This is a genomic window from Mycoplasma leachii PG50 (assembly GCF_000183365.1).
In the GTDB taxonomy this organism is placed as follows: Bacteria; Bacillota_I; Bacilli_A; order Mycoplasmatales; family Mycoplasmataceae; genus Mycoplasma; species Mycoplasma leachii.
This window is the reverse complement of sequence record NC_014751.1, coordinates 948321-974402: the sequence shown is the minus strand read 5'-3', so window position 1 is coordinate 974402 and position 26082 is coordinate 948321. Positions and strand designations below refer to the sequence as shown.

Genomic DNA, 26082 nt, shown 5'->3' with positions numbered 1-26082 from the left:
CCTTTCTAGTTATTTAAATCGTGTTCAATATAAAAAGCTACGTTTTTTGCATCTTTAAAACTTAAAATATTAGCATTAAATGATACTAAATAAACAATTTTATTTATTTTTAAATTTGTATCAGTTTTTGAAGATAACATAGAGTCTAATTTTAGTGAATCTATAATAGATACTTTGTTTATACTAGTATCAAATCATTTAGGTTTATTTGTTTTATTAATAGAAATAGATTTATCTTTATTTCTAAAAGTAACAGTTTGTAAACCATTTAATTTAGATAATCATTGATCTTTATTTTTAGAAACTAAAGAATTGAAATTAATATCAGCTAAACTAATAGTAAGATAATATGGTTTTCATTTTTCTTTAATAAAATCTTTTGTTATTTGTTTTGAAAAAATATCGTCTTTTAGATTAGTTTTATCAGAACTAATAGTTTCAAAATTAATTATTTTATTTGAAACAACAGATGATATTTTTTCTGTTAATTTATCTATAATAAGTTTTGAATTTTCTTCAATTTTCTTATTTAATTTATTTTCTCTGTTTTCTTTGATTTTTTGTAAAGAGTTTATGTCTATATTAGAAAGACCACTGGCTTTAATTACTACAACATTATCAGAATTTGTTTGTTTTAAAGATTCATTTTTATAAATATCTAAAACATCTGAAATTTGTTTAACTGTCATTGGTGCTGTTCTTCATGATGAACAAGAAACTGTTATTGTTATAGGTATAGTTATCATACTTAAAACACTTAATGTAGTTAAGACTTTTTTCACTTAAAGCACAACCTTTCTTTATTTTTTTTTATTTATTACCAATACGCTTGGTTAATCCAATATTATCAACTCGCAATACTTTTTTTTTTTTTTTTTACAAGCAATTTAGTACAAACTTGTAATAAGATAATAAAAAAGGTTCTTAAATATTTAAGAACCTTACTAATTATTATCTGGTTGATATAAAGCTATGTATGGTAGGTTTCTATAATCTTCATTACAATCAAAACTATACCCAACAATATAATAATCATCAATATTAAAACAATTTCAATCAGGAGTAAAATCAACAGTATGAAAATCTTTTTTATCAAAAACCTATGGCAGTGTCAAATAAATACCTAAGATAAACACTAGTGATAAGGAATCTATAATAGTTTTAAAAACTCTTCTTCAAAATCCAGCTATTTTCATTTTTATCCTTCTATTTTTTTATTTTTTACTATTACATTAATAAGTATTTTTTTTAAATATTAATAAAAAGTATTTAAGTAAAAATTAAAATATTTTAAATAAATTTAAGGATTCAAGCTAACAGTTGTAAGTTTATCTTCTTTTAGTTTTTCTATTAATCCATCAATTATTCTAGGTTCTTTATTATTTTTAGTTAAATAATCATTACTTAAAGAATTAAATAAAATAACTCCATTAGTTTGAACACGTACTGGTAAACTAACTTTTTGTCCTTGATATTCAAATAAGGGAATTGAAATATATCTACTTCCTAAGACATCTTCAACTTCTGTATTTAAAATTCCAATAACATTAAAAGAAGAATCAATAACCATAGAACCAGACACACCTTGTTTTAAGGTAATTTGACCAAAAGGAACATTTGTATATAATGTTGAAAATTGATCAGCAATAGTTAAATTCATACTATGCTCATTATCAATAAATGGCTTTTCATATTTTTTATAGTTTTCATTTAGAGAATTATATTCTTTATTTTTTTGTTCATTATATTTTAGTCAAATATCTTCTAAAACTTTTCTTTGTGTTGAAATTATTCCACCTTCTAATTTAAGACCTCTAAATTGAGTTTTTCTAATAAATGGATTTCAATGCTTAGGATAACCTGCATAAAATTGAGTTTGTAAAGGACTAAATTTAGAATTTTTAAACTTAATATATCAATCTTTTTCTTGATCTTTTTCAATAACTTTAGCTAAACTCGGCAAAAGTTTTTCTAATTTATTTTTTTGAATTTTTAAGCGTAAAGTTACAAAGTCAGCACCAGAATTATTTGTTTTTGATAAATAGTCATTATCATTAAAATACTTATTTTTTTTATTTATATCTTTAAAGAAAATGTGATCAGTACTATATCTAGGTATATAATAAGGAGCTTTTAAGTATTGTGAATAAATTTCAAATGCTTCAATAGATTTATCTTTATCAATATCACTTTCAATTAAGCCGTTTTTATTATCTATTTTTTCTGTTCTATTAGCTTTTAAATAAATTTTCATTTTTCTATTATCTTCACTACTTGTTGTATCTTTTCCATCATAAAATCCAACAGGAAATTGTTTTCATTTATTATCTTCTAACTTATTATTAAAAATACTTTTATCAAAAGTTTTTCTTAAACTAAATACATGAATATTTGTAGCTAATAAAAGTTCATAGTTATTTTTATCTTTTTTATTATCAATTCTATCTATTATTCAAGCAGTTCCTGAAGCATTAGCAAAGTTTAATCTTTCAATTTCTTGTAAAGTTTTTTCATCTTGATCAATAACTCATTGTTTTACATTAATTTCTAATTGAAAACTACGTTTGTGAATGTATTTAAAATAATCTTCATTAGTTTTTAAAAAGTTATTTTTATCTTTAGTAGTTTTATAATAGTATTTTTTATTTTTTGTTTTGATCAATAGCTCAAAACTTCCTTTAATATCATCGTGCTTAGATTTTAAATTAATAATATCTTTTATTTTAAAAAGTTTTTCTAATGAATTAAAACTTGCATAAGATAATAATTGACTTAAATTAGATGGTAAAGACCCAAAAGGATTTGTTTTAACTAGAGTTTTAAAATCAAAATCTGTAGCAGTTAAACCTTTAATTTCTTCATCTTTTAATTGTTCTAGTTTTTGTTGTTTTATTGAATAAGAAAGTGGAATGTGTGGATTATAAAATTTAGTTCTACTAATTTTATCTTCTCCAATGTTTCCATATTTTCCTAATTTTGAAGTAAGTTCTCAGTAGTTTTTTGATATTCTTTATGATCATAAAGAGTAAAATCAATATTATTATTTTTTACAAAGTTATTAAATTCTTTTTGACCAGTTATATAATCTTTAGTTTGCTTATGAATTTGATATGGTGTTAGGTCTTTTAATTTATTAATATCTAAAAAATGTGAATTAAATAGTTGAATTTCATCATTTTTATCTATTTTATTATTTGAATCACTTTGATTCTGATTTTGATTTGTTTGATCATTTTGATTTTGATCATTATTTGAATTATCATTGTTATTAGGTTTTTGATCAATTTTATTTGAATCGTTTTATAGCAAGAAATAGTAAGAACGCTTGGTATAAGAATGATATTTGATACAAAAAGAAATTTAAGTTTATTTGTTAGTTTATTCATATAAGAATTCTCCAACATAATTTTAGTATTAGTCTATAGGAATTCTTTTTTAAAAGATGAATTAAATTTAATAAAATAAAAACCTTAATAAAACTATTAAGGTTAATTACAATTTAATATCATAAGTTATAGTAGAATTTGCTAATTTATTAGTCATTCTTTTTTAAGTACTCTAAAAGATCACTAACATGTTCAATATGATCAACATTTCTAAATTCTTTTAATAAATTTAATTGGTTATCTAAAACAAATGTTGAACGTTCATATTTAACAAATGGTTCATCATCTAAAACAATTGTTTCACTTGTTAAGTTAAATTCATTTACTAAATCTTTGTTTAAATCAGAAAGTAATAAAAAGCTTAAATTTTGTTCACAACAAAATTCATCATTTTTATTAGGTTCATCTTGACTAACTCCAACTACATTAAATCCTAATTGCTTAAATTCATCTAAATGTTTTTGATATTCTATAACTTCTAAAGTGCACAAAGAGGTTTTAGCTTTAGGATAAAAAAATAGCACTAAACCTTTAGATCCTACCAAGCTGTTTAATTCTACTAAGTTATTTTTATGATCTTTTAATTGATAATTTTTCATAACTTCCTCCTTGAAATCATATGAATATTGTAGACCTTTTTTAAAAAAGCTAATCTAAAGTTTTTTGTCATCATTTATTAATTTTTTAATATTTTAAATTATGAATTATAAATTAATAAATGAACTACACTAAATTTACTTTAAATTTTTTATAATTATGTTATTAAGAAACCTAGAACCCCTTATTCTGCACTAAAATTGAGAAAATAGGGTTTGTGAGAGAATAAATTTTATTTAAATATTTGTTAAATTAAAAATCCATTTTATTCAAGCAAGAACTGAATTAGATCTTCTCTCCACTAGATTTTTACTACACACGTTATTTTCCAGCATAATGCTAATAATTTTTTCCTTGGTTGGGAATTGTTGGTTAGTATAAGTTTGGATAAACAATTCGTTAAATATCTTATGTTCTAGAATTAAACTTACCAATTTTAATTGACGTTGTTTGTAATTAAGTTTTATTATCTTTTTAGCTATATTAGTCAAAAACACTTGTTTGGTATTTTTATTCTTATCTCACAATTTTAAATATTTACCAGCATTAAAATAATAGTCAGCTTGCCTATCTGTAAAATTCATAATTTGCGCAATTTGCTTTTTAGTTTTAGTTTTTCTTGATAAAAATTCTAATATATCTATAATTCTTCAAAAAGAATCTGCCTGAATAAAAACAGTATCCGATTCATATTGGTTATCTGTGTAAATAACTTTAGTTTCTAAAAACTTTATAAATATCATCAAGTGTTATTTTAGTATTGTATAAAGAGTAGCTTTTTTGTTTAATTAGTTTAATCAAAGATAAATTATTAATATCTTCAAATTTATATTCAAATAATCTAAAAATTTGATTAAAGTAATTTATAAAGACTAATCTAATAGGTTTTTCAACTTTATTAGATCATAGTCTAAATGGATAGTACAATTGTCTAATATTAAAGTCTGGATCACTTGATAATTTTGCTTCTAAAATAACAAGTGATTTTTTGTTTTCTAAACCGGCATCTATTTCGCATTGAGAATTATTAACTTCAATTTTCATACTTTTGTTATCTATTTTATCTATAAAAAAATCAAAGTTTTTTGTTCACATTCTACCAAAGAATGTCATTGTATTATCGTTTTCGACTAAAAAATTATCTAATGTTCTAGTTAGAATTAAGCTCATAATAGCACTTGATTCAGAAGAAATATTATTAATGTTAATTGACTGATAATTATGTTCAATTATGATTTTTTCTATATTATTTTTATTATTTTCACCAAGCTGACCAATATATTCATATAGTTTAAAACTAGATAGTATATATTTCTTTTTACTAATAGGTAAAATATTAATATTGTGTTGTTTGAAAATTTCAGGTAGTTTTAAAGAACTATCGAATTTAGCCATTAATCTTGGTTCATTAAATTCCTTAATAGTTTCAGTTTTTATTATATAAAAACCTTTTTTATTTATTTCATCTAGAATTTTGTATTTATCAAAAAGTTTGTTTCAAGCTTCATTTATATTCATACTAATAATTTCTTACTAATATTTCGTTAATTTCTCCTCTTTTATCAGATTTGCTATTAATTACTCTTTTAGCCTTGATAATAGTAATTGTATAATTCTTATATAAATCTTTTATAAATGGATGATCTGAATTAGACAATAAAAACTTAACACCCTTTTTATTCAATGCATCACAGATTTGCTTTAATTTGATTTGTTGATTTTCATCAAAACCGCTTTGTGTATAACCTGTAAATGAAGAAGAGCTACTTAAAGGCATATAAGGAGGATCTAAATAAACAAAATCCCCCTTTTTAAGATTTTTAAGAACTTCTTCGTAACTTTTGTTAATAATTTGAATATTATTATCATTGAAATATCTTGACATTTCTAATATATTGTTCAAATCAAATATATTAGGCTTTTTGTATCTACCATATGGGGTATTAAATTGACCTGCTTTGTTTAATCTAAACAATCCGTTATAGCAAGTCTTGTTTAGGTAAATTATTCTTGCTGCTCTAAAAACGTTATCTAATTGATGAAAATCATTATTTCTATCTAATGATCTTAAGTCATAAAAATACTTTTCTGAATTTAGTGATTTTAATTCTCTTAATTTAGATATTAATTCCTTAGAGTTATTTTTAATAGTGTTATAAACATTAATCAATTCTTTATTTAAATCGTTTACTATAGCTTTTTTTGGCTGAACAAAAAATAATACAGCTCCGCCACCTAGAAAAGGTTCAACATACGTATTGATTTTCTCTGGTATTAGAGAAATAATTTCATTCAATAATTGTCTTTTTCCTCCAACTCATTTTAATATTGGAGTTAAATTGTATTTTGCTTTTTTAATTATTCGACCCCACAGTTTAGTATTTTTTCAACTTATATTTTATATTTATTTTCTTTAAATAGTTAATAATAAAAACATAAGCTTAAATTTGGTTTTGTTGAGTTACAAGTAACTGCTTATCATTTTTTATAATATGTATAAAAAGGTAAGATTAGACATCTAATTTATTTTATCTTTCTAGAAAATGTAGAAAATAAAATAATATAAGGATTCAATAGATTTTATATATTTGGAATGTCTTTAATAGTTTTTGTTACTATCTTATTCAATAGTTTATTATTTTAGTTAATTAAAGAAATAAAAGCAAGAGATTAGGAGGATAAGACAAAGTTAGTAATTAAGTCAAAAAATAAAAACATAATGTCTTACTTTCGGTAATCCCTTTCTTAAAAATTCTCCACTTTTTAAAATTTTTGCGCTATCTTTAATCGTAATTTTGATTCCTTTTAAATTTAAGTAAATACTATAAAAACCGACACATAATAGTTTTAAAAATTTTTTGTTAAAATTAACTTATTGTATTAGATAATTTATAGCACTATGTTATTATAGTTTTAAGAAAGAGTGAAATATATGTTCAGAAAAATATTTAAAATACTAATTTCTTTAGTTTTAGCAGCTATTGTAATCTTAATTGGAATCATTATTTTAGGTTTTGCAGCAGATAAAACAGATCTAAATTTCTTACAAAGAGCAACCAATGTTTTAAAAACTCATACAGCAGTACAGTTATTAAAACTAGAACTTCCAAATCTTCAACAAAAAATTGGAGTATTACTTGTTATTTACATAGGACCACTAATTTTTATAACTGGTTTTATTTGAAACTTTTTTAAATTATTATTTGGTATATTTAAAAAATAAATAAGATAGAATAATTTAATGAGTAACAAAAAAATAATTATTAATTGAATTTCTTATTTTAAAAGTATTAAATATATTGTTTTAACAGCTGTTTTGTCAAGCTTATTAACAGTTATAGCCTTAACTACTTCTATGATTCAAATCGCAGGAACTGGTTTGTTTCAAGTTGCAGATGGGTTGTTTTTAAGTTTGACTTTTTTTATTCCTGGTCCTATGATGCTAGTTGTTGGTTGTGTTTATGCAATGATTTTTGATTTAGTTTCAGGAGCAGCTTTTTATGTTCCTATTTCAATTATTATTCATATTTTAATGTTTGTTTCAATTAAATTACTAATTTATAAATTACCATTTTATTTAAATATAATGATTGCTGAACTCTTTATATTTTTATATGTTTTATATGCTTATGTAATTAATTATTATTCTAATTCTAGTGATACTAGTCAAGCTAATGTTAAAGCATTAATATCTTTAATAACTGATTTTATTCAATATTTAGTATCAGTAATTTCTGCAATAGTTTTATATAATGTGTTTAATACTCAAAGTTTTTTAAACTTATTTAAAAAATTAGATATTGATATTTATAAAAATAAATAAGCTTTTTGCAATTTTATATTTGATTTATATGTAGTGATAAAATAAAACCGTAAATGCCAATCATAAATAGTATGACATTTTATTATATATATTTGTTTGATTAAGGAGAATAATATGAAAATAGGATTACCTAAAGAAATTAAACAAAATGAAAATCGTGTTGGTATTACTCCTGTGGGAGTTGTTGAATTAGTTAGAAATAATCATGAAGTTTTAGTTGAATCAGGAGCTGGATTAGGTAGTGGTTTTAGTGATCTTGAATATGAAAAAGCAGGAGCGAAAATCACTAAAAATGTAGAAGATGTTTGAAAACAAGAAATGATTGTTAAAGTTAAAGAACCTTTAAAATCAGAATACAAATATTTTTATGAAAACCAAATTATTTTTACTTATTTTCACTTAGCTGGTTTAAAAGATTTAACAGAAGAATTAATCAAAAATAAAGTCATTGCTATTGCTTATGAAACTGTTCAAACACCAGACAAAGCCTTACCTTTATTACGTCCAATGAGTGAAGTTGCTGGAAGAATGGCAGTTATTATTGCTTCAAATTTATTATTAAAAAATACAGATAAAGATGCTTTAGGAGTACTTGTTAGTGGAACTCCTGGAACTCCAAAAGCTAATATTACTATTATTGGTGGAGGAGTTGCTGGGTCTTCAGCTCTTAGATTAGCAATAGCTATGGAAGCTAATGTTACTATAATTGAATTTAATGAAAATAGAATTAGACAACTATATGAAACATATGGACACAAAGCAAACATATTAAAATCAAATTATGCAAATATTGCAAAAGCTGTTAAAGAAAGTGATGTAGTTATTTCAACTGTATTAATTCCTGGTAAGTTAGCACCCAAATTAGTAACAACAGAAATGGTAAAAACAATGAAACCAAATAGTGTTATTATTGATGTTGCTATTGATCAAGGTGGAAGTGTTGAAACTGTTAATCATATAAGTTCACATGCTGATCCTACTTTTATAAGACACAATGTTATTCATTACTCAGTTCCAAACATTCCTGGAGCAGTTCCAAGAACTTCAACAATTGCTTTGACTAATGCTACACTTACTTATGTAGTAGAAATTGCATCAAAAGGGTGAAAAAAAGCTATTCAAGACAATAGTGCATTAAAATTAGGTGTACAAACTGTTAATGGTAAATTAGTTTATAAAAATGTTGCTGATTCATTAAATATTCAATATACAGAAATAGATAATGCAATATAATAAAAAGATAAAAATCTAGCAACCCCCCTCGCTAGATTTTTTATATCTATTTTTAAATCTTAATTAAATTCATTAAAAATTATAAATATATTATTTTTTTAATTTAAAAAATAGATTTTTAGAGTTTGATTTTTTTATTATAGATTCTATTATGTTATTAGTGTATTGTATTTATGTAATGCTTTTATCAATTAATAAATTAGATATTTATATTTACTATATACTTTATTAAAAAAATGTTAAAATAAATGTTTCCTAGGTTATAATATTATGAAAACTAAAAAGGAGATAAGAATGAAAAAATATTTTTGCAATTTAAAAACAAGTATTAGTCAAAACAAAAAACAATACTTAATTAGGTTAGGTTGTTTACTAATTGGATTGTATTTGTTTTCATTGTCAATTGCTTTATATGTGCCAACAGCAGTAGGAGCAAGTCAAGTAGATTTTACAAACTTTAGTATATTAGCATTGTTTAAAGATTGAGCAAAAGTTAATGAAAAAACTGTTGAAGGATTAGTTGCTGCAACTAATTACAAACTAGCTTTAATGTCATTATATGGATTTTTATTACTAGTTTCAGTTGTGTTTCTAGTGTTATCAATTATTAGAGAATACAAAATAACAAAAGATAAAAAGCTATGATTACAATTAATACCACTAATTGTTTTAGATGTAATTATTAATGTTGGATTATCATATGTAATTGATGGTCAAATTGAAATGTTAAAAGTAATTGGATATTTAGATTGATTGTTTAATCAATCAACTGCTTACCAATTTAGAACAATATTTTTCACAATTGCATTTGTTTTATATATTGTTGGACTAACATTTTGAATTCACTCAGGTTGATTATTAGGATCATATAACTCAATCAACACAAACTTTATGAGATTAACTAAATTACCATTTAATGTTTCAAGAGTGTTAATGGATGTATTAATTATTATTCCTGGAGTTATTATGCTTTTAGTAAATCCTATATCTTGAGATATTAAAGCTAAATTCTTACTAAACTATGTAAATATTGGTACTATAGGATTCTTATTCTTAGCAGGACCAATGTTAGGAAAAACATTAGGATTACTTAATAAAATTACAAAAATATATCAATAATATCAAAACAAGCCACGGCTTGTTTTTTGTTTTAAGAATTACTTATAATATAATTAATTTTAATAAAAGGAGTTTTTTGTAATGCTAGACATTAATTATATTGAACAGAATTTAGATGAAGTAATTCAAAGATTAAATAAACGTAATCAGCAAGATTATAGTGAAGATTTAAAATATGCAGTAGAAAAAAATCTTAAAAGAAAACAAATATTAGTTAAATTTGAAGCATTAAAATCTAGAAAAAATCAGTTATCAAAAGAAATTGGAATATTAATTAAAGATAAAAAAAATGAACAAGCTGACAAAGCAAAAGCTGAAGTTGTTAGTTTAAATGAACAAATTATCAAAATAGATGATGAGTTAAGAACTGTTAATGATCAAATCTTAGAAAAACTATCATATATTCCTAATTTGCCACACAAAGATATTTATTTTGGTAAAAGCGATGAAGATAATGTTGAAATTAGAAAATCAAACCATTCCAATTTATTAAAACATTCTACTCCACATTGACAAATAGCTACAAAATTAGGTCTAGTAGATTTTGAAAAGGGAGTTAAATTGAGTGGGTCAAGATTTTTAATTTATACTGGATTAGGTTCAAAATTAGTTAGATCCATTGCTGATGTTTTATTAAAAAGACATGAAAAACATGGCTATAAGGAAATTTTTTGTCCTTTAATTGTAAATAAAAGTGTTATGTTAGGAACAGGTCAATTACCAAAATTTAGTGAAGATATGTATCAAGTTGGAGAACAATATTTAATTCCAACAAGTGAAGTTCCTTTAACTAATTTGCATGCTAATGAAATTTTGACTTATGATGTTTTACCTTTAAAATATACTTCTTTTACTCAATGTTTTAGACAAGAAGCAGGAAGCGCTGGAAGAGATACTAAAGGAATGATTAGATTACATCAATTTAATAAAGTTGAGTTAGTAAAGATTGTTCATCCAGAAGAATCAATGAATGAATTAGAAATGCTAATTAAGGATGCTGAAGATGTTTTAAATATGTTTGATTTACCTTATAGAGTTGTTGAATTATGTAGTGGAGATATTGGTTTTAGTTCTGCTAAAACCTATGATTTAGAAGTTTGATTTCCAGAACAAAATAAATATCGTGAAATATCTTCATGTTCAAATTGTACTGATTTTCAAGCTAGAAATATGCAAACAAGATTTAAAGATAAAGATTCAAAAATTAAATTAGTTCACACATTAAATGGAAGTGGAGTTGCAGTTGATAGACTGATTGCAGCTATTTTAGAAAATTATTGAGATGGTGAAAAATTAATTTTACCAACATTATTAAGACCGTATTTTAATAACCAAGAATTTATTAAATAATTATTTGGTTAATTAGTTTATAAAATTTATTATTTTTTGATTTACTATAATTATTTATTTTGTAATTAAAATTACATAGAAAAAGAGAAATTTATTATGCCAATCATTAAGTTTAGTGGTTTAGAAAAAGATCAAGTTAAACAATTCTCAAAAAATATTGAAAAAATTGCAGATTTAGTAAAAGCAGATTCAAAAAATATTTTTGTTATTTGAGAAAATTCTGAAATTTTTATAACAGAATCAAATACTAATCCAATTTATGTAACAGTTGAGTGAATGTCAAGACCAGATAAAGAACAACTTCTAGCTGATTTTATTATTGATTATTTTAAAAATTATTCTCAAAAAGTATGAGTGTTTTTTACTGATGTAAATTCTAAGTTATATGCACACGGAAAAAGATTGGGTTAAAATGAAAATTGGTAATGTAGAAATTCAAGGTAAAGTAGTTCAAGGACCAATGGCTGGAGTTAGTAATGAAGCTTTTAGAATAATTTCAAAACAACATGGAGCTAGTTTAGTTTATGCTGAAATGGTTTCAGTTGCAGGAATGGTTCATGATAATAAAAAAACACTTGATATGTTAAATGTTAATAAAATTGAACATCCAATAAGTATGCAAATTTTTGGAAATAATGTTGAAGAATTTATAACAGCTACTAAGTGAATTGAAAATAATGTAAATTGCGACATTATTGATTTAAATTTAGGTTGTCCAGCTCCTAAAGTTGCTATACGTTCTCAAAGTGGATCAGCTTTATTAAAAACCCCTGAATTAATTTATGAGATTGTAAAAAATGTTGTTAAAAATACTACTAAGCCAGTTACTGCAAAAATTAGGTTAGGATGAGATAAAAATAGTGTTAATGCTGTTGAAGTTGCTAAACTAATTCAAAAAGCAGGAGCAAGTGCAATTGCAGTCCACGCTAGAACTAGAAGTGATTTTTATACTGGTCATGCCGATTGAGAAAAAATCAAAGAAGTAAAACAAGCTGTTAGTATTCCAGTAATTGGAAATGGTGATGTTATCGATGCTAAATCTGCTAAAAAAATGTTAGATGAAACTGGTTGTGATGCTGTAATGATATCAAGAGCTTGTCAAGGAAATCCTTGAATTTTTGAACAAATTAATCATTATTTAAAAACAGGAAAAGAATTGGAAAAGCCTAATTTTGATGAATGAAAAACAACAGTTTTAGAACATTTAAAATTGTTAGTAGATCTTAAAACTGAGCCAATTGCTATTAAAGAATTTAGAAAACATTTAACTTGATATTTAGATGTTTTAAATAATAAACAACTAACTAAGATTCTAAAAGAAAAAGCGAATAAGATAGAAACCGTTAAGGATGTAGAAAATATTATTAAGGAGTATAGAGAAGAATAAATATGTTAGATGATAGAAAATTTAGTGAACAAGAATTAGTTAGAAGAAATAAATATAAAAATTTAGTTGATCAAAATAAAGATCCTTATAAAATAACAAACTGAAAAAGAAACACTACATTATTAAAGTTAAATGAAAAATATAAAGATTATAGTAAAGAAGAGTTATTAAATTTAACTCAAGAACTAGTTATTGTAGCTGGAAGAATTAAGTTATATAGAGAAGCTGGAAAAAAAGCTGCATTTGTTAATATTGATGATCAAGATTCAAGTATTCAATTATATGTAAGATTAGATGAAATAGGTCAAGAAGCTTTTGAAGATTTTAGGGATTTAGATCTTGGAGATATTATTGGAGTAAAAGGGATCATGATGAGAACAGATCATGGTGAATTATCAATTAGATGTAAAGAGGTTGTCTTACTATCTAAAGCTTTAAGACCTTTACCTGATAAACATGCTGGAATTCAAGATATAGAAGAAAAATATCGTAGAAGATATGTTGACCTAATTATGAATCATGACGTTAGAAAAACATTTCAAGCTAGAACTAAAATTATAAGAACAATGCAAAATTTTTTAGATAATAGAGGTTATATGGAAGTTGAGACTCCTATTTTGCATTCATTAAAAGGTGGAGCTTCTGCTAAACCGTTTGTTACTCATTATAATGTTTTAAATACTGATGTTTATTTAAGAATAGCAACAGAATTACATTTAAAACGTTTAATTGTTGGTGGTTTTGAAGGAGTTTATGAAATAGGACGTATTTTTAGAAATGAAGGTATGAGCACAAGACACAACCCTGAATTTACAAGTATTGAGTTATATGTTGCTTATGAAGATATGTTCTTTTTAATGGACTTAACTGAAGAAATTTTTAGAGTATGTAATTCAGCGGTAAATTCAAGTAGTGTAATAGAATATAACAACGTTAAAATTGATTTATCAAAACCTTTTAAAAGATTACATATGGTTGATGGAATTAAACAAGTTACGGGTGTTGATTTTTGACAAGAAATGACTGTGGAACAAGCCTTAGAACTAGCTAAAAAACATAATGTTTATGTTGAAAAACACCAAGAATCTGTTGGACATATAATTAACTTATTTTATGAAGAATTTGTTGAATCAACTATTATTGAACCCACATTCGTTTATGGGCATCCAAAAGAAATTTCTCCATTAGCAAAATCAAATCCAAATGATCCAAGATTTACTGATAGATTTGAATTATTTATTATTGGTAGAGAATATGCTAATGCTTTTAGTGAATTAAATGATCCAATTGATCAGTATGAGAGATTTAAGGCTCAACTAGAAGAAGAATCTAAAGGAAATGACGAAGCAAATGATATGGATATTGATTTTGTTGAAGCTTTAGAACATGCGATGCCACCAACTGCGGGTATTGGTATTGGAATTGATAGATTAGTTATGCTTTTAACTAATTCTGACTCTATTAAAGACGTTTTGTTATTTCCACAAATGAAACCAAAAGAATAAAAAAAGTAGAACTAAGAAAAGAAAAGTTCTACTTTTTTATTAAAAATTAAACAAAACTAATAAGCTCTTTATAATAAAAACCAACCTAAGAACTAAAAAAGGTTGGTTTTATATTAGTCAATTAAATTTTTTAATTGGTCAGGAGTAGCAAAACCTATATGTTTGTTTTTCTGATTTCCATTCTCAAAAGTTATTAGTGTAGGAATTGACATTATTTTAAATTCTTCAGCAACTTGACGATTTAAATCAACATCTACATCTAAAAATTTAACACCGTCTACCTTTTTAGCAAAATCATGAAGAATTGGTGCTAACATTTTACAAGGTCCACATCAAGTAGCGTTAAAGTCTACTAAAACTTTTCCTTCTTTAATTTCTTTGTCAAATTGTTCTTTTGAAGTGATTTTAATTATATCTGCCATTATAAACTCTCCTAGTCTACATTTAAAATTTTATCACAAATATATCTAGCAACACCATCTTTATCATTTGAATAATCTGTGATATCGTCTGCTATTTCTTTTAATTCAATAATTCCATTTTTCATTGCAACTCCAGTTGTACAAGCTTTTAGCAATGAAAAATCGTTTGGTCCATCACCAAATCCGTATGAGTGAGTAGTTGTTTCATCTAAATTTAGATATTGCATTACTTTATTAACCCCACAACCTTTGTCAACACCTTTAACTGAAATATCAAACACTCTATTGTTATAACTATCTACTTTATAATCATCTGAATAATGATTCATTAAGTATTTATATTCATTAAGATTTTCTTCTGGTGTAGCTTTACTATTTGTAACAATATAAAAATGAGTTATAGGTTCATCAATTTGATCTGGTGAATCTACTGAAATGTATTTTAATCCCATGACTTGATGAGCTCAATATTTACTATTTCTACCTTCTGCAAAAACATAACAACAATTTGGAGAATAAAAAATTAATTTAGCAAAAAACTTATTATGATATCTATTAAATATTTCTTTGATGAATTCTTTTGGTAATGTTTGATCAAAAATAAGCTTATCAGTTTTATAATCATAAATTTGAGCACCATTACTTGCTACTATAATTCCTTTAAATTTATCAATTCCTAATAAATTAGCCTTTTGCTTTAAGTCTTTAATTGTTCTAGCAGTTATTGGGATTAAGTATATTCCTTTTTTGTATAATTTTTCAACAACTTCAATAGTTTTTGGTGAAAATATGTAATCATCATACAATAATGTACCATCTAAGTCTGAAAAAATAATAATATTTTTTTTATTCATCATATTCCTTTCATATTTTTTATAATTATACCTATAAAATGCTAAATTAATATTCTATAGTATTTTAGCTTTAATTCAAGTATATATTAAAAAAGAACCACTAGGGTTCTTATAAACTGGCAGCTTGCTATTTTCTCACATAAGTAATATCTTCACCGTAATAGAGCTTAACTTCTGTGTTCGGCATGGGAACAGGTGTGACCTCTATGCTATAACCACCAGATTATTTTTTGATTGTTCTTTGAAAACTGATTATTAGTTTGAAATGTAAGTTAAAATTGCTTTTTTCTAAAATTCTCTCGATCTATTAGTAATGGTTAGCTTAATGCCTCACAGCACTTACACATCCATCCTATCAACCATGTGGTCTACATGGGATCTTACATCTTATGAATGGGAAAATTCATCTTAAAGGAGGCTTCTCGCTTAGATGCCTTCAGCGATTATCCTTTCTGCACATAGCTACCCTGCTATGCCACTGGCGTGACAACAGGAGCACCAGAGGTGCATCCATTCCGGTCCTCTCGTACTAGGAACAGCTCTTTTCAATTTTCCAACGCCCACAACAGATAGGGACCAAACTGTCTCACGACGTTCTGAACCCAGCTCGCGTACCGCTTTAATGGGCGAACAGCCCAACCCTTGGAACCGACTACAGCTCCAGGATGCGATGAGCCGACATCGAGGTGCCAAACCTCCCCGTCGATGTGAACTCTTGGGGGAGATAAGCCTGTTATCCCCGGGGTAACTTTTATCCGTTGAGCGACGGCCCTTCCACACGGGACCGCCGGATCACTAAGTCCTACTTTCGTATCTGTTCGACTTGTAAGTCTCGCAGTTAAGCATCCTTCTACCTTTGCGCTCTATGTATGATTTCCAACCATACTGAGGATACCTTTGAGCGCCTCCGTTACTTTTTGGGAGGCGACCGCCCCAGTCAAACTACCCACCAGACACTGTCCTTAATCCAGATAATGGATTCAAGTTAGAAATCCAATATAACGAGGGTGGTATTCCAAGGTTGACTCCACTAGAACTAGCGTCCTAGTCTCACAGTCTCCCACCTATCCTCTACACGTTATACCAAATTTCAATATCAAGTTATAGTAAAGCTCCACGGGGTCTTTCCGTCTAGTTGCGGGTAACCGGCATCTTCACCGGTACTAAAATTTCACCGAGTCTGCAGCCGAGACAGCGAAGGGATCATTACACCTTTCGTGCGGGTCAGAATTTACCTGACAAGGAATTTCGCTACCTTAGGACCGTTATAGTTACGGCCGCCGTTCACCGGGGCTTCAATTCAAAGCTTTGCTTGCGCTGACTTCTCCTTTTAACCTTCCGGCACTGGGCAGGTGTCACCCCCTATACATCGTCTTGCGACTTAGCAGAGAGCTGTGTTTTTGTTAAACAGTTGCCCCTCCCTCTTTACTGCGGCTCATCATAAATGAGCACTCCTTCTTCCGAAGTTACGGAGTTATTTTGCAGAGTTCCTTAGCTACAGTTATCTCGCTTGCCTTAGGATTTTCTCCTTGACCACGTGTGTTCGTTCTAGGTACAGGCAGTTAATTATTAAGTTAGAAGCTTTTCTTGGAAGCGTGGAGTCATATACTTCGTTACTAGGCGAACCGTTCACTCCCCTATTTTCACACTTCAATGTTAACACAATGCGGATTTGCCAACATTGCCATCTTTGTGCTTAGCCCGGGATATCCAGCACCCGGGATATATTATCCTTCTTCGTCACTCCATCACTAATTAACTGGTACAGGAATATCAACCTGTTGTCCATCGACTACGCTTGTCAGCCTCGCCTTAGGTCCTGACTAACCCTGGGTGGACGAACCTTGCCCAGGAAACCTTGGTCAAACGGCATGGAAGATTCTCACTTCCAAACGTTACTCATGCCGGCATAATCACTTCTAAACACTCCACCAGTCTTCACAGTCTGACTTCATCATATTTAGAACGCTCCCCTACCACTGTATTTACATACAATCCGTAGCTTCGGTGGTAAACTTAAGCCCCGGTACATTTTCGGCGCAGAATCACTCGACTAGTGAGCTGTTACGCACTCTTTAAATGATGGCTGCTTCTAAGCCAACATCCTAGCTGTCTGTGCAGTTCCACATCCTTACACACTTAGTTTACACTTAGGGACCTTAGCTGACGATCTGGGCTGTTTCCCTCACGAGCATGGACCTTATCACCCATGTTCTGACTGCTGTGCACAAATTATGGCATTCGGAGTTTAATTCTAATCAGTACCGCTAGGTGCAGCCATCATAGATTCAGTGCTCTACCTCCATAACAATTCACACAACGCTATCCTTAAAGATATATCGGGGAGAACTAGCTATCTCCAGGTTCGATTGGAATTTCACCGCTAGCCACAAGTCATCCAAAGTCTTTTCAACGAATACTGGTTCGGTCCTCCATTAGGTTTTACCCTAACTTCAACCTGCTCATGGCTAGATCACCTGGTTTCGTGTCTACTACTACATACTAAACGCCCTATTAAGGCTCGCTTTCACTACGGCTCCGTTTATATCAACTTAACCTTGCATGCAATAGTAACTCGCCGGCTCTTTCTACAAAAAGCACAGTATTACCCATTAACGGGCTCTACCTTCTTGTAAGCATATGGTTTCAGGGACTATTTCACTCCCCTTTCGGGGTGCTTTTCACCTTTCCCTCACGGTACTGGTTCACTATCGGTAAAATGGTAGTATTTAGGCTTACCAAGTGGTCTTGGCAGATTCCGACAAAATTTCACGTGTTTCGCCGTACTCAGGATACTTTATTGAGATCATTATATTTCATATACGGGGCTATCACCCTCTATGGCGCTACTTCCCAGTAGCTTCTATTATACAATGATTTTCTAACTCGAACAAAAGTCCTACAACCCCACCCCATAGGATGGTTTGGCCTGTTCCGTTTTCGCTCGCCGCTACTAGCAGAATCATTATTATTTTCTTTTCCTCTAGGTACTAAGATGTTTCAGTTCCCTAGGTTCCCATCATATAAGCTATGTATTCACTTATAGATAACATGAGATAAATCATGTTAGGTTTCCCCATTCGGAAATTCCGGGATCAAAGCTTACTTCCAGCTCCCCCAGACTTATCGCAGGTAGTCACGTCCTTCTTCGGCTCCATTTTCCAAGGCATTCACCATATGCTCTTACTATTTTTTAGAAAATCTTTCTAGCAATTTGTAACTCAATTAATTTTAGTTAATTGTTTTTGATGTCATTACGAATTTAATTTCGTAATAATTATCTAATTATAAATATTGTTATAATCAGAAAATTGCATTTCATCTAATATTCAGTTTTCAAAGAACAATCTGTATTTTCAGAGATGTTTTACGATCTCTGAAAACTAAATAGAATTAAATAGTCAGTAATATAAATATCTCCATAGAAAGGAGGTGATCCATCCGCACGTTCCCGTACGGATACCTTGTTACGACTTCACCCCAATCGCTAGTCCTACCTTGGGAAGCGCTCTCCAAATGGTTAATCTACCTACTTCTGGTATTACCAACTCTCATGGTGTGACGGGCGGTGTGTACAAGACCCGAGAACGTATTCACCGCGACATAGCTGATTCGCGATTACTAGTGATTCCGGCTTCATGAAGTCGAGTTGCAGACTTCAATCCGAACTGAGACTGGTTTTTTGAGATTAGCTCCCCTTCACAGGATTGCAACTCTTTGTACCAGCCATTGTAGCACGTGTGTAGCCCAGGACATAAGGGGCATGATGATTTGACGTCATCCCCACCTTCCTCTAGCTTACACTAGCAGTCTCGTTAGAGTTCTCAACTTAATGTTAGTAACTAACGACAAGGGTTGCGTTCGTTGCGGGACTTAACCCAACACCTCACGGCACGAACTGACGACAACCATGCACCACCTGTCTCAATGTTAACCTCTACTATATCTCTATAGCTTTGCACTGGATGTCAAGCCCTGGTAAGGTTCTTCGTGTTGCTTCGAATTAAACCACATGCTCCACCACTTGTGCGGGTCCCCGTCAATTCCTTTGAGTTTCACTCTTGCGAGCATACTACTCAGGCGGAGTACTTAATGCGTTAGCTGCAGCGCTGAGTTACCCCAACACTTAGTACTCATCGTTTACGGCGTGGACTACTAGGGTATCTAATCCTATTTGCTCCCCACGCTTTCGTGCCTCAGCGTCAATAACAAGCCAGTAAGCCGCTTTCGCCACAGGTGTTCTTCCATATATCTACGCATTTCACCGCTACACATGGAATTCCGCTTACCTCTCTTGCATTCTAGTAAAACAGTTTTCAAGGCGAACCGGAGTTGAGCTCCGGACTTTAACCTCAAACTTGCAAAACCGCCTACGCACCCTATACGCCCAATAAATCCGGATAACGCTTGCCACCTATGTATTACCGCGGCTGCTGGCACATAGTTAGCCGTGGCTTTCTGGTAAGGTACTGTCAAGATAAAGTCATTTCCTACTTTATTTTTTCTTCCCTTACAACAGAGCTTTACAACCCGAAGGCCGTCATCACTCACGCGGCATTGCTTCATCAGACTTTCGTCCATTGTGAAAAATTCCCTACTGCTGCCTCCCGTAGGAGTCTGGGCCGTATCTCAGTCCCAATGTGGCCGATCAACCTCTCAGTTCGGCTACGTATCATCGCCTAGGTGGGCTATTATCTCACCTACTAGCTAATACGCCGCATCCCCATCTCATAGTGAACCAAACGGTTCTTTTGATCTTTTCTCATGCGATAATAAGATCTACATGCGGTATTATCTTTCGTTTCCAAAAGTTATCCCCCGCTATAAGGTAGGTTAGATACGTGTTACTCACCCGTTCGCCACTGAGGTGCAAGCACCCCCGTTCGACTTGCATGTATTAGGCATGCCGCCAGCGTTTATCCTGAGCCAGGATCAAACTCTCATTTTAAAATTTTAAATAAAAGTGATTCTGACTATTTTTATTGTTATAAGTTTTTTATTACTCAAATAAATCTTTTGACAAGATTTGTACAATAATTATTCTATTTAGTTTTCAAAGATCGTGATTGCTAAGATATTTATATCTTAGTCATACAATATAGAGTATATAATTATTTAAATTTTTTTTCAATATATTAATTACTCTTTTTTTAACTTTTTTATTTCTTAAAATAACATTTTAAAATTTCAAATAAAAAACCAGAAAAATCTGGTTAAATTCAAAATTGGTGGGGGATAAGGGACTTGAACCCTTACGTCAAAGACGCTAGATCCTAAGTCTAGTGCGTCTGCCAATTCCGCCAATCCCCCATGGTGACTCGTCGGGGATTCGAACCCCGGACCCACTGGTTAAAAGCCAGTTGCTCTACCGGCTGAGCTAACGAGTCACAATTGCCTATATAATAATAGCATTCTTAATTTTTAATTTCAATTAAACTAATTAATAATTTTTTTATTTATATTTTTAAAAAACGTCTTTTAAATATATAAATATTTTAATTTTAATAATAATAAGAAATTTTTAAAAAATCTAACTTTTTTATTTTGTATTTTTCTAAAACACTAATGAGGAAAAGAAAATGAAAAATATTAAGATATTTATGATTGATTTTTATAACTTTTTAATATTAAAGCACTATTTTTTGTTATTTTTATTGTTAAGTATTTGTATGAGTGTTAATTTTATTTTAACTTTAAGCCCTAATTATTTAATTCTAGCAATTTTCTTTTTAAGTTTAACTATTATTTAAATTATAAAAATATTTTGAAAATACTTTTAATTTTTATTTCTATTAATTTAGTGTTTTTAGTATATATGTTTTGGTTTAAACAAACTGATTTAACCTATTTAAATAACAAAACTATTACAAGTGGTGTTATTGATAAAAAAACCAATTATGCTATTTTAATATATAAAAATATTAAGTTTTATATTAATGACTATAACAATAAGTTTTTATTAGATCAAATAATAGAAATATCTGGTGTGTTTAACAAATTAGAAAGTAACACTAGTTTTTATCAATTTGACTTTTTTAATTATTTAAATAAACAGTTTATCAATTTTGAAATGATTAATTATAAAGTAGAAAAAATTAGTAATGGAATTAGAAGTAATTTCTTTTTAACTAATTATTTTTACACAAATAAACTAGCTAGTATGTTTTTATTTGAATCAATAGATAAATCCACTAAGTTTGGTGAGTTAATAAAAGATTTAAACTTAGGTTTTTTAATAGTTATTAGTAGTTATAACATTCATTTTTTTACTAAGTTTTTTTATAAACTAAACACTAAATTTAAATGAACAGCAATAATTACTTACTTATTTTATTTAATAGTTTTTTTGTTATCTTATTTAGCAAATTTTTCTTATGCTAGTTTAAGAATAGTTATTTTTTTTATTATTAGTTTGTATTTTAAAATAACTAGAAAACCTACTTCATTAATTTTTAAAAGATTTTTAACTCTTTTAATTTGTTTTGTTTTAACTCCTAGTTTTTTAACTTCAAATAGTGTTATTTTTGTAATTATTAGTTTCATGTTTTATTATGAAAAAATTTTTAGAAATAATTTTTTAGATTTATTGTTAAGATCTTTACTTTTTACTTTTTATTTCATACCTTTACAAATCTTTTATTTTTATAGTTTTAGTGTCGTTATTCAAAGTTTATTAATCATTTTAAGACCGTTGTTTAGTTTTTTATATTTTAGTATTTTTATTTGAATTTGGTTTGATCATAATTTTTTAACTAATATATTAATTAAGATTTTTGAGTTTATTAAAAAGATTAATATTAATTTTAATATAGGGTATGTTAATGTTATTTTTTTGATTTTAGCTTATTTAAGTATTTTAATAATAATTAAATATAACTTTAAATCAATATGAAGTTGAATAAGTTTAATTTTTATTTTGTTATTAAGTTATTTAATTAGTTGGTTAATTAAACCAAGTGTGTTTTTAGTAATGTTAAATGTTGGTAATGGTAATTGTTTTGTTTTTCATGATAAATTTAAAAATACAACTATTATAAATGATTGTGGAGTTGGAAAAGGTTTTTCTAAAAATATTGGTTATGAGTTTTTAAAATATTTTGGTATTAATCATGTTGATTTAATTATAATTTCACACAATCATGCTGATCATTATAATGCAATTGAAGCTATTAGAAAAAATATTAAAGTTTATGAAACAATTACTTATAATAACTTTTTACCTTTTAAAAGTATTAAAAATGTAAATATGTACTTTTTTTGAAATAACTTAAAAAATGAAAACGATAAATCTTTAGTTTATTTGTTTGAATATAGAAATATTAGAATTTTATTTACAGGAGATGTTGAAAAAGAAGCTGAAAAACTGTTAGTTGATAATGATTATTTTAAATACGTAATTAATTTAAAACCAATAGATATTTTACAAGTACCACACCATGGTTCTAACACTAGCTCAACTGATCAATTTATCAGTTTAATAAAACCAAAATATGGATTAATATCAGGTAATAAAAGAACTTATAATTTTCCAAGAATTCAAACACTAGAAACTTTATATAAACACAATGTTAAATATTTTATAAGTCAAATTAATAATAATGCTTTTTATAATTTTTTAACTAATAGTTTTTGGTTTAAAAAATAAAAAACCTGAATAATCAGGTTTTTATTAATAATCTAAATTTCAAAGTTTGATAGTTTTAGTTTGTTTAGTAAATAAAACAGTTTTTTTATACTCTCTTTTTAGTGATTTTTTTAAGTCTTTAATGCTTGTTAATTTAGTTTTTTGATCTTGTAATTTTTGATTTAGTGTTTTAGATTTTTGATTACTATCTTTAGTTTTTTGTTTTAAATTACTTATAATTTGTCTTTGGTCTTGTAGTTTTTTTTCTAATTCTAGTTTTGAGTTTAAATAATTAGTTTTAGCTATTTTTAAATAGTTTTGAGCTCGACTATTAATTTGATTAACTAATATTTTTCTATTATCTTTAAATTCTTTTATGTATTTTTTATGCAAACTAATTACTTCTTTATATTTTTGATTAACTAAAATTTTATTATTATAATCAATATTAATTTTTAAATTTTTTAAAAAGATAACTTTTTTAGAAATATATTTATCAGGTATTTTATCTAAACTTATTTTACTTTTAACATAACTATTAAAAGCATTAGCTTGTCAATAATTCATATTTAAATCTTTTTTAAAAAGTTTTAAAGTAGCTTTGTAAGTTGCAAAACAACAATGTTGGCACTTATTAATCAATAAATCAATTCATTTAGGATTTTTATTTTCTAAAAATTTTACTCTTAATGTATTTGAAATACTTTCAACAATTAAAGTAAAAATAATTAAACCAAACACTAAAGCACCAAATTCTGAATATAATGCTTCTTCAAAATATCCTTTTAATAATTTACCTAAACTTCCAGCTCCAACAATTCCTAAAGTAGCTACTTCTTTAAAGTTAATTTCAAAACGATAAATGATATATGAAATTATTTCATTTTGAGTTTGAGCAAATACACCATATCTAAACACTTGAAATTTGTTTAATCCTAAAGCTTTTAATTGGTTAACGATTTTAAAATTTATTGTTTCATAAATTTCTCTATTATATTTTGTTAGCATTCCAATTGTTCCAATAGATAAAGCTAGTGATCCAGCAAAAGAACCTATACCTACTGCAAAAACAAAAATATATGCATACATATAAGTTGGAATTGCTCTAATTAAAGTAGTTAAACATAAAATTGGTTTTGCAATAACTGGATGAACTATTTTTGATGAACTTAACAATCCTAATATGTAAGCAAAAACAGCCCCAATTACAGTACCTAAAATGGCAATTGTTAATGTTTCTCAAAGAATATGTATAACTGAATATGATTGTGCAGTTTTGTTTGTTACACTAAGAGGGTTAGCATAGTATAATGATTCTCAATTAATATTTAAAATATCTAAAATTCTTTGATTTGTATTTTTTATTGATGAACTACTTGATAGTGAAAAATTAATATCTTTAATTAAAAAAATAAATAAGAATAAAATAATTGTAAAAAACATAGTTCTTTTAATATATGTTTTTGGCATTTTTTTTAACACTAATTCAGGTGTTAAAGTTTCTTTAAATTTTTCAGTCTCTGTTTTTATTGTATTTTCAACTTGTTTTTTTATTTGCTCTTTATGAATTAAACATTCATTTGCAAGTTTAGTTTGACTAATTTTATCAATTCTAACTAAATGATCTACAAAATCAACTTTTACAAATAAGTTCTTTTTATTTTCTTTAAATAATTTTTTATATTTTTCTTTATCGTTTGTTACACTAAGTCTATATTGTTTTTTAAACTCAGAAATTAGTTCTTTTTTTTGTTGTTTTAAATCTTGAATTTCTTTTTCATCAGAGGTTTTAGCTATTTTTTCATTGATTTGCTTTGTAAGAATGTAAGCAATATAAAATTGAATATCACTTAACTTATCAATGTTTTTATATGGTTTTTTAATTTTATTTATTAGTTTTCTTTCTAATAAAAAGTCTTTTTCTTCAATTATGTAGTTTCTAATTAAAAATATGAATAATTCAATTAGTAAAATAGTTATTGCAAATATTGTTAATAAGAAACCAGCCTTATTATATTCTGAAGAATCAAGTGTTGCTCTAATTAAATCTCCATAACTATCTAACCCTGTTACAATTGCAATAACTGAAAAATAACGAATATTAGTTTCTAAAGTATATAGAGAAATTGATAATAAATTAGTTGAAATTTGTGGAATTACAGCTTTTTTAAATGATTGAAATTTATTTGCTCCAGTAGCTTGCATTGTAGTGAATACTTTTGTATCAATTTGTTCTATTTTTTCATAAAATAATTTACCAGCTACTGAAAACGAAAAGAATATAATACCAATTACAGATGATCCATAACCAGTTAAAAAATAACCAGTTATAATCATAGCCATCGCAAAACTTGGTATAGTTCTAAATATTGCTAAAAACCCTCTAGAAATGTTATTAACATATCTATTTGAAATAATACTTCTTGAAGCTAATACTGAAAAAGGCAAGCATAAAATTATTCCTAAAAAAGTACCAATAAATGACAGTTTAATAGTTTGTCATAAATTATAAAAACTAGTTTCTAAAAAGGTGTTTGGTAATCCATGTTTTTGATTTCAATTATTAAGATCTCATTTAAAAAAATCTTTAAAAAGATTAATTAACTTATCAAAATTATCAAAAAACTCACTTCATCTTTCATCAGCTAAAACAAACCCTAAAACTACAAATATTATTACTCCAATAGTAAAACAAGTTGTAAAAATTCGTTTTGGTGGTTTTGTATATTGGTTTTCTATTTTAAATAAATTTCTATCCTTAATTATCTTTTTATTAAACATT

16 protein-coding genes, 2 tRNA genes, 3 rRNA genes and 3 pseudogenes are annotated in these 26082 nt (G+C 27.1%); 9 read left to right on the top strand and 15 right to left on the bottom strand.

Annotation, left to right across the window (positions count from 1 at the left end):
- Window positions 1-5: 5 nt before the first annotated feature.
- The 7 genes and pseudogenes from MSB_RS04350 to MSB_RS04325 all read right to left on the bottom strand — a co-directional run bounded on the left by MSB_RS04350 (window position 6) and on the right by MSB_RS04325 (window position 6309).
- A complete protein-coding gene (locus MSB_RS04350) occupies window positions 6-782 on the bottom strand; it encodes a hypothetical protein (RefSeq protein ID WP_013448121.1) in 777 nt (258 codons plus the stop codon).
- Between the two features lie 162 nt (window positions 783-944).
- Window positions 945-1094, bottom strand: a pseudogene (locus tag MSB_RS05415) (hypoxanthine phosphoribosyltransferase); the annotation flags it as partial.
- A 206-nt stretch (window positions 1095-1300) separates the two neighbouring features.
- Window positions 1301-3386, bottom strand: a pseudogene (locus MSB_RS04345) (MAG2960 family serine endopeptidase lipoprotein).
- A 149-nt stretch (window positions 3387-3535) separates the two neighbouring features.
- Entirely contained in the window at window positions 3536-3985 is a 450-nt protein-coding gene (locus MSB_RS04335) for a peroxiredoxin (RefSeq protein WP_011166264.1), read from the bottom strand.
- Between the two features lie 234 nt (window positions 3986-4219).
- Entirely contained in the window at window positions 4220-4726 is a 507-nt protein-coding gene (locus tag MSB_RS05315; RefSeq protein WP_013448119.1) for a DUF7226 domain-containing protein, read from the bottom strand.
- Window positions 4698-5501, bottom strand: coding sequence for a type II restriction enzyme (locus tag MSB_RS05310; protein ID WP_013448118.1), 804 nt, complete (start codon window positions 5499-5501; stop codon window positions 4698-4700). Before MSB_RS05310 ends, MSB_RS05315 begins: the two co-directional genes overlap by 29 nt.
- Before the next feature lies 1 nt (window position 5502).
- Window positions 5503-6309 (bottom strand): DNA adenine methylase, encoded by an 807-nt coding sequence (locus MSB_RS04325; protein ID WP_274376981.1) that lies wholly within the window; start codon window positions 6307-6309, stop codon window positions 5503-5505.
- A 606-nt stretch (window positions 6310-6915) separates the two neighbouring features.
- Here MSB_RS04325 and MSB_RS04320 point away from each other — a divergent pair.
- The 8 genes from MSB_RS04320 (at window position 6916) to lysS (ending at window position 14400) form a co-directional block, all read left to right on the top strand.
- Window positions 6916-7206 (top strand): hypothetical protein, encoded by a 291-nt coding sequence (locus tag MSB_RS04320; protein WP_013448116.1) that lies wholly within the window; start codon window positions 6916-6918, stop codon window positions 7204-7206.
- Between the two features lie 18 nt (window positions 7207-7224).
- A complete protein-coding gene (locus MSB_RS04315; RefSeq protein WP_013448115.1) occupies window positions 7225-7806 on the top strand; it encodes an ECF transporter S component family protein in 582 nt (193 codons plus the stop codon).
- A gap of 114 nt (window positions 7807-7920) precedes the next feature.
- The gene (gene ald, locus MSB_RS04310; RefSeq protein ID WP_013448114.1) at window positions 7921-9039 is read left to right on the top strand and encodes an alanine dehydrogenase; all 1119 of its coding nucleotides are present in this window, start codon (window positions 7921-7923) and stop codon (window positions 9037-9039) included.
- Window positions 9040-9333: 294 nt separating this feature from the next.
- Window positions 9334-10158, top strand: coding sequence for an SPE_1075/MLC_0560 family membrane protein (locus tag MSB_RS04305; RefSeq protein ID WP_013448113.1), 825 nt, complete (start codon window positions 9334-9336; stop codon window positions 10156-10158).
- Window positions 10159-10239: 81 nt separating this feature from the next.
- Window positions 10240-11508 carry a serine--tRNA ligase gene (gene serS, locus MSB_RS04300; RefSeq protein WP_013448112.1) on the top strand — a complete coding sequence of 423 codons (1269 nt, stop codon included), beginning with the start codon at window positions 10240-10242 and terminating at the stop codon, window positions 11506-11508.
- Between the two features lie 96 nt (window positions 11509-11604).
- Window positions 11605-11919: a DUF1904 family protein gene (locus MSB_RS04295; RefSeq protein WP_013448111.1), complete on the top strand. Its 315-nt coding sequence runs from the start codon at window positions 11605-11607 to the stop codon at window positions 11917-11919.
- 1 nt (window position 11920) lies between these two features.
- Entirely contained in the window at window positions 11921-12895 is a 975-nt protein-coding gene (dusB, locus tag MSB_RS04290) for a tRNA dihydrouridine synthase DusB (RefSeq protein ID WP_013448110.1), read from the top strand.
- Between the two features lie 2 nt (window positions 12896-12897).
- On the top strand, window positions 12898-14400 hold the full coding sequence (lysS, locus tag MSB_RS04285) for a lysine--tRNA ligase (protein WP_013448109.1): 1503 nt from the start codon (window positions 12898-12900) through the stop codon (window positions 14398-14400).
- Between the two features lie 113 nt (window positions 14401-14513).
- On the opposite strand, the gene trxA is transcribed toward lysS, so the two are convergent.
- The 7 genes from trxA to MSB_RS04250 all read right to left on the bottom strand — a co-directional run bounded on the left by trxA (window position 14514) and on the right by MSB_RS04250 (window position 21063).
- Window positions 14514-14822: a thioredoxin gene (gene trxA, locus MSB_RS04280; RefSeq protein ID WP_011387661.1), complete on the bottom strand. Its 309-nt coding sequence runs from the start codon at window positions 14820-14822 to the stop codon at window positions 14514-14516.
- Between the two features lie 11 nt (window positions 14823-14833).
- Window positions 14834-15676 (bottom strand): Cof-type HAD-IIB family hydrolase, encoded by an 843-nt coding sequence (locus MSB_RS04275; protein ID WP_013448108.1) that lies wholly within the window; start codon window positions 15674-15676, stop codon window positions 14834-14836.
- Between the two features lie 114 nt (window positions 15677-15790).
- A 5S ribosomal RNA gene (gene rrf, locus MSB_RS04270) occupies window positions 15791-15899 on the bottom strand.
- Window positions 15900-15962: 63 nt separating this feature from the next.
- Window positions 15963-18873 (bottom strand): 23S ribosomal RNA (locus MSB_RS04265).
- 228 nt (window positions 18874-19101) lie between these two features.
- Window positions 19102-20624: ribosomal RNA gene (locus tag MSB_RS04260) — 16S ribosomal RNA — on the bottom strand.
- Together the 16S, 23S and 5S rRNA genes with 2 tRNA genes alongside form the textbook arrangement of a ribosomal RNA operon.
- A gap of 278 nt (window positions 20625-20902) precedes the next feature.
- Window positions 20903-20986, bottom strand: a tRNA-Leu gene (locus tag MSB_RS04255).
- Between the two features lies 1 nt (window position 20987).
- Window positions 20988-21063, bottom strand: a tRNA-Lys gene (locus MSB_RS04250).
- A gap of 192 nt (window positions 21064-21255) precedes the next feature.
- Between MSB_RS04250 and MSB_RS04955 the strand changes: the two are divergent.
- Window positions 21256-23321, top strand: a pseudogene (locus MSB_RS04955) (ComEC/Rec2 family competence protein).
- A gap of 24 nt (window positions 23322-23345) precedes the next feature.
- Here the strand turns inward: MSB_RS04955 and MSB_RS04240 are convergent.
- Window positions 23346-26081, bottom strand: a complete 2736-nt coding sequence (locus MSB_RS04240; RefSeq protein WP_013448105.1) for a PhnE/PtxC family ABC transporter permease — start codon at window positions 26079-26081, stop codon at window positions 23346-23348.
- Window position 26082 lies beyond the last annotated feature (1 nt).